At 43.8% G+C, this 14,041-nt stretch carries 15 protein-coding genes and 1 riboswitch; of the genes, 11 read left to right on the top strand and 4 right to left on the bottom strand.

Annotated features, from left to right (window positions below; translation table 11 throughout):
- Window positions 1-177 precede the first annotated feature (177 nt).
- The 4 genes from tsaE to tsaD are packed head-to-tail and all read left to right on the top strand — an operon-like array spanning window position 178 to window position 2,803.
- Window positions 178-657: a tRNA (adenosine(37)-N6)-threonylcarbamoyltransferase complex ATPase subunit type 1 TsaE gene (gene tsaE, locus L2D08_RS22870; protein WP_255822102.1), complete on the top strand. Its 480-nt coding sequence runs from the start codon at window positions 178-180 to the stop codon at window positions 655-657.
- Entirely contained in the window at window positions 638-1,345 is a 708-nt protein-coding gene (tsaB, locus tag L2D08_RS22875; protein WP_242237712.1) for a tRNA (adenosine(37)-N6)-threonylcarbamoyltransferase complex dimerization subunit type 1 TsaB, read from the top strand. The genes tsaE and tsaB overlap by 20 nt, the downstream gene beginning before the upstream one ends.
- Before the next feature lie 16 nt (window positions 1,346-1,361).
- Entirely contained in the window at window positions 1,362-1,784 is a 423-nt protein-coding gene (gene rimI / locus L2D08_RS22880) for a ribosomal protein S18-alanine N-acetyltransferase (protein ID WP_242237735.1), read from the top strand.
- Entirely contained in the window at window positions 1,784-2,803 is a 1,020-nt protein-coding gene (tsaD, locus tag L2D08_RS22885) for a tRNA (adenosine(37)-N6)-threonylcarbamoyltransferase complex transferase subunit TsaD (protein WP_242237713.1), read from the top strand. The genes rimI and tsaD overlap by 1 nt, the downstream gene beginning before the upstream one ends.
- Before the next feature lie 166 nt (window positions 2,804-2,969).
- Here tsaD and L2D08_RS22890 read toward each other — a convergent pair whose 3' ends face one another.
- A complete protein-coding gene (locus L2D08_RS22890) occupies window positions 2,970-4,892 on the bottom strand; it encodes an ABC-F family ATP-binding cassette domain-containing protein (protein ID WP_242237714.1) in 1,923 nt (640 codons plus the stop codon).
- Window positions 4,893-5,041: 149 nt separating this feature from the next.
- On the opposite strand from L2D08_RS22890, the gene L2D08_RS22895 reads away from it, so the two are divergent.
- The 3 genes from L2D08_RS22895 to tatC are packed head-to-tail and all read left to right on the top strand — an operon-like array spanning window position 5,042 to window position 6,713.
- Window positions 5,042-5,695 carry a redox-sensing transcriptional repressor Rex gene (locus L2D08_RS22895; RefSeq protein WP_242237716.1) on the top strand — a complete coding sequence of 218 codons (654 nt, stop codon included), beginning with the start codon at window positions 5,042-5,044 and terminating at the stop codon, window positions 5,693-5,695.
- 55 nt (window positions 5,696-5,750) lie between these two features.
- Complete coding sequence (locus L2D08_RS22900; RefSeq protein WP_242237718.1) at window positions 5,751-5,927, top strand: twin-arginine translocase TatA/TatE family subunit; 177 nt, start codon at window positions 5,751-5,753, stop codon at window positions 5,925-5,927.
- Window positions 5,928-5,945: 18 nt separating this feature from the next.
- Window positions 5,946-6,713 (top strand): twin-arginine translocase subunit TatC, encoded by a 768-nt coding sequence (tatC, locus tag L2D08_RS22905; RefSeq protein ID WP_242237720.1) that lies wholly within the window; start codon window positions 5,946-5,948, stop codon window positions 6,711-6,713.
- Window positions 6,714-6,725: 12 nt separating this feature from the next.
- Here tatC and L2D08_RS22910 read toward each other — a convergent pair whose 3' ends face one another.
- Window positions 6,726-6,920, bottom strand: a complete 195-nt coding sequence (locus L2D08_RS22910; RefSeq protein ID WP_242237722.1) for a YdiK family protein — start codon at window positions 6,918-6,920, stop codon at window positions 6,726-6,728.
- A 12-nt stretch (window positions 6,921-6,932) separates the two neighbouring features.
- Entirely contained in the window at window positions 6,933-7,679 is a 747-nt protein-coding gene (locus L2D08_RS22915) for a CPBP family intramembrane glutamic endopeptidase (protein WP_242237724.1), read from the bottom strand.
- A 218-nt stretch (window positions 7,680-7,897) separates the two neighbouring features.
- Between L2D08_RS22915 and groES the strand changes: the two genes are divergently transcribed.
- Both groES and groL read left to right on the top strand, forming a co-directional pair.
- On the top strand, window positions 7,898-8,182 hold the full coding sequence (gene groES / locus L2D08_RS22920; RefSeq protein ID WP_050184120.1) for a co-chaperone GroES: 285 nt from the start codon (window positions 7,898-7,900) through the stop codon (window positions 8,180-8,182).
- 79 nt (window positions 8,183-8,261) lie between these two features.
- Window positions 8,262-9,893: a chaperonin GroEL gene (groL, locus tag L2D08_RS22925; RefSeq protein WP_242237726.1), complete on the top strand. Its 1,632-nt coding sequence runs from the start codon at window positions 8,262-8,264 to the stop codon at window positions 9,891-9,893.
- A 266-nt stretch (window positions 9,894-10,159) separates the two neighbouring features.
- On the opposite strand, the gene L2D08_RS22930 is transcribed toward groL, so the two are convergent.
- The gene (locus L2D08_RS22930; RefSeq protein WP_242237728.1) at window positions 10,160-11,341 is read right to left on the bottom strand and encodes a DUF4317 domain-containing protein; all 1,182 of its coding nucleotides are present in this window, start codon (window positions 11,339-11,341) and stop codon (window positions 10,160-10,162) included.
- 261 nt (window positions 11,342-11,602) lie between these two features.
- A riboswitch (purine riboswitch) is annotated at window positions 11,603-11,703 on the top strand.
- Window positions 11,704-11,864: 161 nt separating this feature from the next.
- Between L2D08_RS22930 and L2D08_RS22935 the strand changes: the two genes are divergently transcribed.
- Together L2D08_RS22935 and L2D08_RS22940 are read left to right on the top strand one after the other, a co-directional pair.
- Window positions 11,865-13,058 carry a nucleoside transporter C-terminal domain-containing protein gene (locus L2D08_RS22935; protein WP_242237729.1) on the top strand — a complete coding sequence of 398 codons (1,194 nt, stop codon included), beginning with the start codon at window positions 11,865-11,867 and terminating at the stop codon, window positions 13,056-13,058.
- 678 nt (window positions 13,059-13,736) lie between these two features.
- Window positions 13,737-14,041: hypothetical protein (locus L2D08_RS22940; protein WP_242237731.1), on the top strand; the 305-nt coding region annotated here is incomplete at its 3' end.

Raw genomic sequence — 14,041 nt, forward strand, 5'->3', positions numbered from 1 at the left:
CGGTAGTTCAGTTGGTTAGAATGCCTGCCTGTCACGCAGGAGGTCGCGGGTTCGAGTCCCGTCCGGACCGCCATTTTCTTTTAGAATACGCAATTATTCGATATAATAAAGATACAATCAGAAACCTTAGGATCATCATTATCCTAAGGTTTTTTTTCGAGGAAAGAAGGCGGACATATGACATCTTCTTATACATGGAAGTTAAACAATTTGGAAGAAATGAGCGCATTTGCCAGTGCGCTGGCTGATACGCTTCGTCCAGGCGACGTCTTGCTGCTTGAAGGCGACTTAGGAGCGGGAAAAACAACATTTACACAAAATTTGGCAAAAGCATTAGGTGTTACGAAAAATGTAAACAGTCCAACCTTTACCATCATTAAAGAATACGAAGGCACTTATCCCCTTTACCATATGGACGTTTACCGGCTAGGGGAAGAATCAGAAGATCTGGGCTTTGATGAATACTTCTATGGTAATGGCATTACGGTCGTGGAATGGGCCCATTTAATTGCGGACCAGCTTCCGGAAGAGTACATACAGATCAATCTCTTCCACACTGGTGTAGAAGGGCAGCGAAAAGTACAATTAACAGTGAATGGGGATCGATATGCCCGCATTCTTGAGAAGGTGAAAACATTTGAAAACATTAGCGATTGATACCTCTACTTATACGCTGTCGATCGGCCTCGCGGATGGCGACGTCATTCTGGCAGAACAGGTAACAAATGTGAAAAAGAATCATTCTATCCGGGTAATGCCTGCTATTCAAACGTTAATGAATGAAGCAGACATAAAGCCGGAAGATTTGGAAAAGATTATTGTAACAAATGGTCCGGGCTCGTATACAGGAGTCCGTATTGGTGTAACGATCGCCAAAACGCTGGCCTGGACATTAAATATTCCGCTGGCTGCCGTTTCTGGTCTCGCTTCACTGGCTGCTTCAGCTCCCGTGGCAGATAAACTTGTCTGCCCGGTTTTTGATGCGCGGCGTGGACGCATTTTCACTGGCTTATACCGCTTATCAAATGGCGCGGTTCAGCCCGTTTTGGAAGATCGGAATGTTTCGGTGGCGGAATGGTGCACAGAGCTGCTTCTTCAAAAGGAGCCGGTTTTATTTGTGGGGCAGGAAAGTAAAATTCATGAGAAAATAATTGCTGAACAAATGGGTGAGCAGGCTGTATTTGCCGGAAGAGCCGTTCCTTATACCCGCCCGGCTGCTCTTTTAGCGCTCGGGGCAGCTGTGGAAAGCAACCCGACAGAGGTTGTACCAAATTATGCGCGTCTTGCTGAAGCAGAAGCTAAGTGGATTGAGGCAAATGAAAAGAAGGCGGCAGGCCGTGAGTGATGCAGTAATCCGCCCAATGGTAATAGAAGATATTCCAGCTGTGCTCGAAGTAGAGCAGGCAAGCTTTTCCCTTCCCTGGCCAAAAGAAGCCTTTGAAAGAGAAATTGCACTAAATGATTATGCTCATTATTATACGGTTGAACAAGAAGGCCTTGTTATCGGCTATTGCGGAATGTGGCTTGTTTACGATCAAGTGCAGATTACCAATATCGCGATTTTGCCTCAATTTCGTGGAAAAGGATATGGAAAAAAACTGCTTGGTTTTATGATCCAAAAAGCAAGGGAGTACGGTGGAGCTGTTCTTTCACTTGAGGTTCGCGTCAGCAATACCGCAGCAATGACATTGTATAAACAGTTCGGTTTGCAGCCGGGTGGAATCCGGAAGCAATATTATACCGACAACCAGGAAGATGCTTTAGTAATGTGGGTGAATTTATAATGGAAAAAAACACATATGTTTTTGGAATTGAAACGAGCTGTGATGAAACAGCGGCAGCCATTGTAAAAAATGGCACAGAAATTGTGGCGAATGTTGTTTCTTCTCAGATTGAAAGCCACAAGCGGTTTGGCGGTGTTGTGCCTGAAATTGCTTCCCGCCATCATGTAGAACAAATCATCGCTGTACTGAACGAAACACTTGAACAGGCAGGTCTGACGTTTAAAGCTATGGATGCAATCGCTGTGACGAAAGGTCCAGGCCTTGTAGGTGCTCTATTAATTGGCGTAAATGCTGCAAAGGCAATCGCTTTTGCCCACAACCTGCCGCTTATTGGTGTCCACCATATTGCAGGACATATTTACGCGAATCGCCTGGTGAAGGAAATGGCGTTTCCACTCCTGTCTCTCGTCGTCTCAGGCGGACATACGGAGCTTGTTTATATGAAGGAACATGGATCATTTGAAGTCATTGGTGAAACACGTGACGATGCAGCGGGTGAAGCATACGATAAAGTAGCACGTACACTGAACCTGCCTTATCCAGGGGGTCCCCATATTGATCGGCTTGCGGCTCAGGGAGAAGATACGTATAAGCTTCCGCGTGTCCGGCTTGAAGAGGGTTCTTACGATTTCAGCTTCAGCGGTTTAAAATCAGCGGTTATTAATACGGTTCATAATGCAGAGCAGCGTGGGGAAGAGATTGTTCCGGAAAACCTGGCGGCAAGCTTTCAAGCAAGTGTTGTCGATGTATTAACCGAAAAAACGATCCGTGCTGCTAAAGAGTATGGAGTAAAACAAGTGCTATTGTCTGGAGGCGTTGCAGCCAATAAAGGGCTTCGCACTTCTTTAGAAAACGCTTTTGCTGATTTTAAAAGCATTGAGCTTGTGATTCCTCCACTATTTTTATGTACAGATAACGCGGCGATGATTGCAGCGGCAGGCACGATTTTATTCGAGCAGGGAAAACGAGATGGGATGGATATGAATGGTCATCCCGGCTTGGATATTGAAGCTTTTTAAAAAAGAGGCATTCTGGCTGGAATGCCTCTTTTTTGTGCATAAAGGGGATAAATTCATCCACATCCTGTGGGTAATGTGGATAAACCTGTGGAAACCTTTGCAATAAACAGAGTATTCGCTGTTTTTATGTGGATAAAAAGAAAAGAGGCTGTGGATAGCCTCTTCTTTACTCGGATTGTAATTCTTCCCATTCTGTCATAAGCTGTTCAATTGCTTCGTTTGCCCGATCAAGCTGCTGCTGCAGCTCCAGCGATTTTTCGTGATCTTCATATACTTCAGGCAGACAAAGCAATTCTTCTGCTTCCGTTACTTTTTCTTCTTGAGCGGCAATTTCTGTTTCGATTTCTTCAATCCGCCGCGCTCGCTGCCGTTCTTTTTTACGCTGTTCTTTATCTGTTTTATAAGAATCCGCTGATGCCGGCTTTGCTTTTGCGACTGTTTTTTCATCCGCTTCAAGCGCAGCGAGCTCCTCAAGCTCATTTTTTTTCTCTACATAATAATCGTAGTCACCCAAATAGACGGTTACGCCCTCTTTGTCGAGCTCAATCACTTTTGTAGCAATCCGGTTAATAAAATACCGGTCATGAGACACGAATAAAAGAGTGCCCGGATAATCGATCAAGGCGTTTTCAAGCACTTCTTTACTATCAAGGTCCAAATGGTTCGTCGGCTCATCGAGAATTAAGAAATTGGCCCTTTGCATCGTCAGCTTGGCCAGCGCAAGGCGCGCTTTTTCGCCTCCGCTAAGAGCAGCTACTGGCTTTAAGACGTCATCTCCTGAGAACAGAAACGTGCCAAGTATCGAACGGATTTCTTTTTCCGGTGTGCCCGGATAGTCATCCCACAGTTCAGACAGCACGGTTTTAGCCCGGTTCAAATGGGATTGCTCCTGATCATAGTAGCCGATTTCCACTCCGGCTCCATGACGAATATCGCCGCCAATCAGCGGAAGAGCACCGGTAATGGATTTGAGCAGGGTCGACTTGCCGGCTCCATTTGGACCGACAAGGGCAATGCTATCGCCGCGTGTAACGGAAAAAGACAAATCTGCGCCAATTTTTTCACCATTGTAGCCTATCGATACATGGTCTACATGCAGTACTTCGCTGCCGCTCTGACGATCGATATCAAACAGCATGCCCGGCGGCTTTTCGTCTCCGTCCGGCCGAGCCAGCATTTCCATGCGGTCAAGCTGCTTGCGCCGGCTTTGTGCTCGTTTTGTAGTAGAGGCACGTGCGATGTTTCGCTGAATAAACTCCTCCAGCTTTGCCGCTTCTTCCTGCTGTTTTTCATATTGCTTCATTTCCCGTTCAAACTGCTCGGCTTTCTGGGTTAAGTATTTGCTGTAGTTACCAGTAAAACGGCGGATTTTATGACGGGATACTTCATATACCTGATTAACGGTTTTATCGAGGAAGTAGCGGTCATGCGAGACAATTAAAATCGCACCAGAATAGCTTTGCAGATAATTTTCAAGCCAGGAGAGCGTCTCGATATCAAGGTGGTTGGTCGGTTCATCGAGAATTAAAATATCCGGCTTTGTTAAAAGAAGCTTGGCAAGGGCGAGGCGTGTTTTTTGTCCGCCGCTCAGCGTGGAAATGCAGGTATCATAGTCATAATCGTGAAAACGAAATCCGTGAAGGACCGACCGGAGATCAGCCTCGTATTGATAGCCGCCTGCTTCCTTAAATTCATTTTGCAGGCTATCGTAAGCAGTCATGACCTGGTTGTAGCGGGCGGGGTTCTCATACACATCAGGATCGGCCATGCTGGCTTCAAGTGCCCGCAGCTTTTGTTCCACTTCGCGCAGGCCGTCAAATACGCTGTTCATTTCATCCCAAATGGATAAGTTCGATTCAAGCCCGGTATCTTGTGCCAGGTAGCCGATGGTTACGTCTTTTGGCTTCATAATGGCGCCCTCTTCATAAGAAAGCTGTCCGGCAATCGTTTTCAGCAGAGTCGATTTGCCGGCTCCGTTACGTCCAACAAGAGCAATGCGGTCGCCTGTCTGCACTTCAAGCTTAATATTAGATAAAATCAGTTCAGCTCCATAATATTTCGAAAGCTGCTGTACTTGTAGAAGAATCATTGTTTTTCACCTCACCTTCCACTTTACTTGAGCTCAGCGCCCTGGGCAATGAAAAAGAAGCGGTTCTTGTGAAAAACGCTACAAAGATTTATGATTGTATTAAGAAAAGAAAACAAACATGGAAGCGGTACCAACTTGGAGGGAAAAAAATGAACAACGATTCGATGAAAATACCTCAGGCGACGGCAAAGCGCCTGCCTTTATATTATCGATTTATTCAAAACCTGCATTCTTCCGGAAAACAGCGGGTATCATCGGCAGAGCTGAGTGAAGCAGTGAAAGTAGACTCGGCGACAATCCGCCGCGATTTTTCATACTTTGGCGCACTTGGCAAAAAAGGATATGGATATAATGTAAGCTATCTGCTGTCTTTTTTCCGCAAAACCCTTGATCAGGATGAAGTGACCAATGTAGCGCTTATTGGTGTTGGAAATTTAGGAACAGCGTTTTTAAATTATAACTTCTTAAAAAACAACAATACAAAGATCCTGGTGGCTTTTGATGTTGAAGAGAGCAAGGTCAATCAAAAAATTGGAGACGTGCCCATTCATCATATGGATGAATTAGAAAGGGTATTATCTGACTTGGAAGTGCCAGTCGCGATTTTAACGATTCCGCAGGCTGCGGCCCAGTCCATTACGGACCGGCTGGTAAAAGCAGATATTAAAGGGATTTTAAACTTTACACCCGCAAGACTAAATGTGCCGCCCGAGATTCGGGTGCATCACATTGACCTGGCGGTTGAGCTGCAATCGCTCGTTTATTTCCTAAAAAACTATCCGGATGAATCTGTCGAAAAATGATCATGGTATTGCGTTATTAAATCAGTTATGATTAGGAAAAAGGAGGCGGATGCCAATGCCAGGGATTGGAAGCATGGTTGTGATTGGCGCGGCAGCACTTTTGATTTTCGGGCCGAAAAAGCTCCCGGAGCTTGGACGGGCAGCAGGGGATACACTTCGTGAGTTTAAAAACTCAACAAAAGGACTGGCCGATGATGAAGAGCGGACAGAGGACAAAAAAGAGTCCAAGTAATGTTAGGATGATAGACAAATGAGCCAGCAGGACATGACGATATATGAACATTTAGAGGAAGTGCGAAAGCGCCTCATCATTGTGATTGTTTTCTTTTTTATTGCGGCAATCGGCGGGCTGTTTTTGGCCAAGCCGATCATCCAGTATTTACAGCATGCAGATGAAGCGGCTGCCTTAACGATGAATGCGTTTCGTGTAACCGATCCGCTGAAAATTTATTTTCAAATGGCTTTTGTGATTGGAGTTGTGTTAACTTCGCCGGTTCTTTTATATCAGCTGTGGGCATTCGTCAGTCCAGGCCTCCATGAACGGGAGCGCCGGGTTACGCTCAGCTATATTCCGGCGTCGATACTGCTGTTTCTTGGCGGTCTTTCGTTTTCCTATTTTGTGTTGTTTCCCTACATTATTCATTTTATGATGAAGCTGTCTGGCGATTTGAATATTGAACAGGTAATCGGCATCAATGAATATTTTCACTTTTTATTTCAAACAACGATTCCGTTTGGATTCCTTTTTCAGCTGCCGGTCATTACCTTGTTTTTAACAAGGCTTGGCATTGTCACTCCACAGCTGTTAGGACAGATTCGGCGCTACGCTTATTTTGTCCTGCTGATTATCGCGGCGCTCATTACTCCGCCTGATATTATGTCGTTTGCCATAGTGAGCGTACCACTTTTTGTGCTTTATGAAGTGAGTGTATGGATCTCAAAAATCGGCTTCAAAAAAGCGCAGCAGGCAGAAGCCCTCACCGCAGAAGCAGAAAACGAAGAAAAATCCGCCCAGTAACCTGGACGGATTTTATTTTTGGCTTTTTTGCCGTTTTATATGGGTAAAGATAAGGCGGATGCCTGTGCCAATATCCATAGTAGCCAGCAGAATCAGCAGGTATGTAAAGGGACCAAACCCATTTGCATTTACATCCTGAATGGCAAAAAGAACAAAAAAAGCACCAAGGACACTAAAAAAAATGCCTCTTGTTAAATAAGACTGCACGCGATTTCCCCCTTACCACCAATTGATCGATTGGGACAGCTGCTCCATCTGCTCTGCTTTGCGAATCATTTCCTGAAGGTCATCCGCAAACACATACTGCATCAGCACAACAAATGTATTCATCGACACGTGCGCGACAATCGGCACGATAATTCGTTTTGTTTTTACATAAAGAAAAGCGAATGTAAAACCCATTGCCGCATATAATATTGTGTGCTCCAGCTCCATATGCGCGACAGAGAAAATAAGCGAACTGATTAAAGCCGCGAAGAAAAACGGCATCCGGTTGTAAAGCGAGCCGAAAATGATTTTACGAAATACAATTTCTTCTAAAATCGGTCCAAATACCGCTACGGCCAGGACAACAACCGGCAGTCCCTGGACAAGCTCAATAATATCCTGTGTGTTTTGCGATCCCGGCTCGATGCCGAGAAGAAACGTTTCAACCATGATGGCCGCATACTGGGCAGCAAAGGCCATAAATACGCCAATTATAGCCCAAACCATTGCGGAGCCAGGAGGAACAGGTGCCTGACGTTCAATGGAGTTTCGATACGTAGAACGCCATAAAATAAGCAGCACAATCGCCGTTGCCAGCGCAAATGCGATCACCGTCCAGTAACCTGGGACAAGCGCTTTCAGGCGGTCGGGCTCTACTCCCGCAATGAGTCCTGCCTCGTACAGAAGCGGCTGGCCGACAAAAGCGGAAAGCTGCATGACAATGTACGTAATCAAAATGAACCCGTATTCTTTTTTCACAAAAAAACCCCTTTACTGATAGAAAAAACGCAATGTCCGGCGTTCTTCTTTTTATTGTACTATTGAACGAAAGCCGCTTCAAATAAGGAGTCTGAAAATTTTTCCGCTTTCTGCTTGCAAAGAGGATAGGGCATCCTTTATTATAATAATTGTGTTAGCACTCATTAGAGTAGAGTGCTAATAAAAATATATTCAACCATTTTTGAGGAGGGTTTCACTTGTTAAAACCACTAGGTGACCGCGTAGTAATTGAGCTAGTAGAATCTGAAGAAAAAACAGCCAGCGGAATTGTACTTCCAGATTCGGCAAAAGAAAAGCCACAGGAAGGAAAAGTTGTGGCCGTGGGTACAGGACGTGTGCTTGACAGCGGAGAGCGTGTAGCACTTGAAGTTGCTGAAGGCGACCGCATTATCTTCTCAAAATACGCAGGAACAGAGGTAAAGTTTGAAGGAAACGACTACTTATTGCTCCGCGAAAATGACATTTTAGCTGTAATTGGCTAACAATCCGTAAAAAGCGGCTTAATTTAACATTCAAAATGAACGACTAATAGAACCATCATTTAAAGGAGGCACTTTTAACATGGCTAAAGACATTAAATTCAGTGAAGACGCGCGCCGCGCAATGCTTGCTGGTGTAGACAAGCTTGCAGATGCGGTAAAAGTAACGCTTGGACCAAAAGGACGCAACGTTGTATTGGAGAAAAAATTCGGTTCTCCACTTATTACAAACGACGGTGTCACAATCGCGAAAGAAATCGAGCTTGAAGACGCGTTTGAAAACATGGGTGCGAAGCTTGTAGCAGAAGTAGCAAGCAAAACAAATGATGTAGCCGGTGACGGTACAACAACTGCAACGGTTCTAGCGCAAGCGATGATCCGTGAAGGTCTTAAAAACGTAACAGCAGGCGCTAACCCAGTCGGCATCCGCAAAGGAATGGACAAAGCGGTAGCAGCAGCTGTAACAGAGCTTCAAAACATCTCCAAACAAATCGAAGGCAAAGAATCAATTGCACAAGTAGCAGCGATTTCCTCTGCTGACGAAGAAGTAGGCCAATTGATCGCAGAAGCGATGGAGCGCGTTGGAAACGACGGCGTTATCACAATCGAAGAATCAAAAGGCTTCACAACAGAGCTTGATGTAGTAGAAGGTATGCAGTTTGACCGTGGTTATGCATCTCCTTACATGATCACAGATTCTGATAAAATGGAAGCTGTTTTAGACAACCCATACATCTTAATCACAGATAAAAAAATCACAAGCATCCAGGAAATCCTTCCAGTGCTTGAGCAGGTTGTTCAACAAAGCAAGCCTCTTCTATTGATCTCTGAAGACGTAGAAGGCGAAGCACTTGCAACACTTGTTGTAAACAAACTGCGCGGTACATTCAACGCAGTAGCAGTTAAAGCACCAGGCTTCGGTGACCGCCGTAAAGCTATGCTTGAAGATATTGCGATCCTGACAGGCGGCGAAGTGATCACAGAAGAGCTTGGCCTTGACCTGAAAACAACAAACATTACACAACTTGGCCGCGCAGCGAAAGTAGTCGTTACAAAAGAAAACACAACAATCGTTGAAGGCGCTGGCGATTCTCAAAACATCGGCGGCCGCGTAAGCCAAATCCGTGCACAATTAGAAGAAACAACTTCTGAATTCGACCGTGAAAAATTGCAGGAGCGTCTTGCAAAACTAGCGGGCGGCGTAGCCGTAATCAAAGTCGGTGCTGCGACTGAAACAGAACTAAAAGAGCGCAAACTTCGCATTGAAGACGCGTTGAACGCAACGCGCGCAGCAGTTGAAGAAGGGATCGTATCCGGTGGTGGTACAGCCCTTGTCAACGTATACAACAAAGTAGCTGAAGTAGAGGGCGAAGGCGACGTAGCAACAGGTGTAAGAATCGTTCTTCGTGCACTAGAAGAGCCGCTTCGTCAAATCGCACGCAACGCAGGCCTTGAAGGTTCTGTTATCGTAGACCGCTTGAAGCGCGAAGAAGTCGGCGTTGGCTTCAACGCAGCAACAGGCGAGTGGGTAAACATGATCGAAACGGGTATCGTAGACCCAACAAAAGTAACACGCTATGCTCTTCAAAACGCAGCGTCTGTAGCAGCTCTGTTCCTAACAACAGAAGCAGTTGTAGCAGACAAGCCAGAAGAAGGCGGCGGCATGGGCATGCCTGACATGGGCGGTATGGGTGGAATGGGCGGCATGATGTAATCTGCCCCTCAAACCCTTGATCGATAAGATTTGTTAGTAAGGTAAGAGTGAGGCCCACCACTTACTAACTCTACATTTTTAACCGGAGCTCCTTATCAGTTGATCAACTGATAAGGAGCTTTTTTATTTTCCTTAGCATGGAGCGGCAATTTATAGTTTTATACATAAAGGACGGGTCCAATACTTCCTATTCTAGGAAGTTTTAGGCCCGTCCTATATGCTTGTCAGGTACCCCGAAGATTGAGGGCACCTGGCACATTTATCTATTATTGTTCTATGTCACCGCCCAGAGCTTCTGGAATCATTGTAAAGCCTTCGATCACAGTATCTTCTTCGACTTCGATCATGAGGTAGCGTTTACCGTTAAAAAGAATTTGTTTTACATAGCCTAAATCCTGTGGGCTGATTGATATGTTCGCTGCTTTCGTGCTGATTTTAATGGATTTTGATGTATATTTTGGCAGGATGCTGCTGGCTTTGATCTCATACTTGCCATCATCGATTATTTTTTGGTAGGCTGATTCAATTTTTTCCGAATTAATGTCTTTAAGGCCGCTCATCTTTAAAACCCGTTCTACGTCTTTAGAATCTAATTTTGGCGGTTCTTCCTCTTCATTTTCTTCGATCATGCGGTTAATCTCCTCGTACACATTAGAAAGTGTAGATGTGCTCAGCTGATCTCCGGTTACATCTTTAATGATTTCTTCAAAAACGATTTTATCATCTTTTGCCGTCATCGTTTCTTCCCCGTTTAATACATCCTCAATAAACGAATGATCGGGTTCATGCACCTTGCCTGCTGAATAAAGAATATGATTAACATCTGCTGCATTATCGGTGAAGCAGGGAAACAGAAAGCCTGAAAGGGGGGTATTAAGGTTGATAATAGGATCAAGGACAAAGTGATATTTGAACTCTTTTTCAACATAGTCAAAAAGCAGTTCTTTTTTCGGCTCTTGTGTGTTATTGATACTGCATAAAATAAACGGATGCGAATAAACAGTGTCCCGTTCGCTTTCTTCAGCTTCTTGATTACGGCGTTTCATTGGCTTGAAATACTCTCCGCGAATAAATGTGACGACAATATCCTTCTCATACTGCCGAAGTGCAAGCATTTTGCCAACGATTTGAAGCATCTGCTCTTTCCAGCCTTCTACATCAGCGCTTAGTAAGCCTTGATGCAAAATAAGCTGGCTGTTATGTTCTGCTTCCCGTTGAAACTTTAGCTCAAAAAGCTTCTCATCCAATTGGCCGGCGAGTAGTTTTTTGAAGTTATTCATAAATAACTCCTGCTGATCCTGGTCAAGCATTTCAAAAGGCTGGCTTTGATGGTGATAAACGTCGCTTGATTCCTTCATAATATACACATTAAAAATGTCAAAGATTTTAAGTAAATCATTATCTGCTTTGAATTGTTTCCGAATATGTGCGATGTCTTTTTTGTTCATGGTTTTATCCACTCCTAAACTGCCTGATTTGCATATGTACTAGAATAACAAATAACCTCCATCCTTTACATGACTCAGTCATTTTAAACCACATTTTTAATGATGTATCCTTTAACGCTTGAAAATCTTATGAGAGGGTCATTCTCCATCAAGCTTCTCATTCGTTCCTTTTATACTGAATGTTCTAAGTATTGATAGTTGTAAAATGATTGCAACTTCTGCTGAAAACATTGTCGCTTTCTATCGTTTGTTATAAAATGAGCAGGTCTAAAAAATGATCCTTGTATAATATCAGTGAAATGGTCTGATAGTTTCTACCCGGCAGCCATAAATGCCGGACTACAGGGAAGTATGATTAAACGAAGAGAAAACACACCGATGATTCCTTTTATACGGGGTCTTTGTGGCTCACTGTATTCGGCAATGGGATTTCCGCAACTCTTTTTTTCATGCTTCGGCCTGTGGCTGTCGGTGAAACGAAGGGCTTGCTTGTACGGGGAATCCTATATAGGGAGTTGTTAGTGTGTTTTTTTTATTAAATATTGTTGGGATTCTAGTGGTTTTTGGCCTGGTATTTCTTTGTTCTCCCAACAAGAAACAGGTAAAGTGGCGTTCCATTGCTGCTTTAATCATTGTGGAACTGCTCATTACCTGGTTTATGCTTGGAACGAAAATCGGAGCATGGGTCATTGACAAAATTGCTTCGTTTTTTACTTTTCTCATAGACTGTGCAAACGAGGGGATTTCTTTTGCTTTTCCGTCCGTGATGGCAAATCCTACAGTTGATTTTTTCTTTAGTGCGTTAATGCCCATTATTTTTATCGTGGCCTTTTTCGACATTCTTGGCTACTTCGGTATCCTGACATGGATTATTGATAAAGTAGGCTGGGTAATTTCCAGGGTGTCAGGACTGCCTAAACTCGAAAGCTTTTTTTCACTCCAAATGATGTTTCTCGGAAATACGGAAGCCCTGGCTGTGATCCGGCAGCAGCTTTCTGTACTGAACGAGAATCGCCTGCTTACCTTTGGCATTATGAGCATGAGCAGTATCAGCGGATCAATTATCGGAGCTTATTTAAGTATGGTTCCAGGAGAATATGTTTTTGCGGCGATTCCTTTAAACTGCTTGAATGCTTTACTGCTTGCGAGCATTTTAAACCCGGTAGAGGTGAGCCAGGAGGAAGACATTGTTTATGTTCCTTCGAAAAAAGAACGAACCGATTTTTTCTCGACCATTTCGAATAGTATGCTTGTCGGGATGCGAATGGTGATCGTAATTTTGGCAATGGTGATCGGCTATGTTGCGTTAACGGCCTGCTTAAACGGCATCTTAGGATTTTTGATAGAAGGACTGACTGTCCAAAAGATCTTCTCAGTTATTTTCAGTCCGTTTGCTTTTCTTCTCGGCCTGTCCGGCCATGATGCGATGTACGTTGCTCAGCTTATGGGAATCAAGCTTGCTACAAATGAATTTGTAGCCATGATGGACCTGCAAAAAAATCTCCATTCTTTGCAGCCTCATACGGTTGCAGTAGCGACAACGTTTTTAACCTCTTTTGCAAACTTTAGCACGGTCGGGATGATTTATGGAACAATCAGTTCAATCATGGGTGATGAAAAATCCCGGATCATTGGAAAAAACGTGTGGAAGCTTTTAGTGAGCGGAATTGCGGTTTCACTTTTGAGTGCCATGTTTGTTGGCTTGTTTGTTTGGTAAGAGAACATGCCTAAATAAAAATTGTAAAAAATAAACTGCTGGATAAAAAAGAGGGTTTCCAAAAGTTCAAAGAACCTATGGAAACTCTCTAAATAAATCCTTATTCAAGAAAGCGTTACTCTTAGCGCGCCTTATAGGATAGAAAGGTTAACACATCCTGATAAAAATAAAATTTAATTATGAGTTTTTAGAGGCTTTTTAAATCATAAAGAAAATAAAAAGCGTAAAACCTTGAATGAGGAACTGACCTTATAAAGTGAGACAAATAAAAACATCTTTAAGTTGGGAAACAGGTATGTAATTATCTAAAAAACCAACTTGGAGGTGTTTTTCTATAAGCATAAGAGTGGCTATCCAGCAAAGATAAAAAGAAAAACCAGACGACAGGCAACAGCACCGGTAATCACTTTTCCTTAACCCTTATGTTTTAACATAAGGGTTTTTTCCTGGGCATAACAAGATTTTCTAATGATGATTTCCATTCAGTACGGGCCCTCCTTAAAACCATTATTAATTTTCTATCCTGAATACTACGTTCGATTTTTATCGTTTAACACTTCTTTATATGCTCAAAAAAGAAATTTTTAAAAAATTGCTGGAGAAGCAACCTTTCTGTTCATTTTAACGTCTTTTTGAATAGAATGTATTCCGAACATGAATATAAAGGAGAGATGGTAAATGTCTGGAAAGAAGAAAAAGAAACATACAGGCACAGGTGATACATCAACGGGCACAACAAGCACAGGCAATACATCAACAGGCACAGGCGATACATCAACGGGCACAACAAGCACGGGCGATACATCAACGGGCACGACAAGCACAGGCAATACATCAACAGGCACGACAAGCACAGGCAATACATCAACGGGCACAACAGGCACAGGCGATACATCAACGGGCACAACAAGCACAGGCAATACATCAACAGGCACGACAAGCACAGGCAATACATCAACGGGCACAACAGGCACAGGCGATAC

The sequence above is a fragment of the Domibacillus sp. PGB-M46 genome (assembly GCF_022668875.1).
GTDB lineage: Bacteria > Bacillota > Bacilli > Bacillales > Domibacillaceae > Domibacillus.

What these genes read in the sequence shown, in the direction of transcription:
- tsaE (WP_255822102.1), top strand. Translation starts at nt 178, where the DNA reads ATGACATCTTCTTATACATGGAAGTTAAACAATTTGGAAGAAATGAGC.
- rimI (WP_242237735.1), top strand. Translation starts at nt 1,362, where the DNA reads ATGGTAATAGAAGATATTCCAGCTGTGCTCGAAGTAGAGCAGGCAAGC.
- tsaD (WP_242237713.1), top strand. Translation starts at nt 1,784, where the DNA reads ATGGAAAAAAACACATATGTTTTTGGAATTGAAACGAGCTGTGATGAA.
- L2D08_RS22890 (WP_242237714.1), bottom strand. Translation starts at nt 4,892, where the DNA reads ATGATTCTTCTACAAGTACAGCAGCTTTCGAAATATTATGGAGCTGAA.
- L2D08_RS22895 (WP_242237716.1), top strand. Translation starts at nt 5,042, where the DNA reads ATGAACAACGATTCGATGAAAATACCTCAGGCGACGGCAAAGCGCCTG.
- L2D08_RS22900 (WP_242237718.1), top strand. Translation starts at nt 5,751, where the DNA reads ATGCCAGGGATTGGAAGCATGGTTGTGATTGGCGCGGCAGCACTTTTG.
- tatC (WP_242237720.1), top strand. Translation starts at nt 5,946, where the DNA reads ATGAGCCAGCAGGACATGACGATATATGAACATTTAGAGGAAGTGCGA.
- groL (WP_242237726.1), top strand. Translation starts at nt 8,262, where the DNA reads ATGGCTAAAGACATTAAATTCAGTGAAGACGCGCGCCGCGCAATGCTT.
- L2D08_RS22930 (WP_242237728.1), bottom strand. Translation starts at nt 11,341, where the DNA reads ATGAACAAAAAAGACATCGCACATATTCGGAAACAATTCAAAGCAGAT.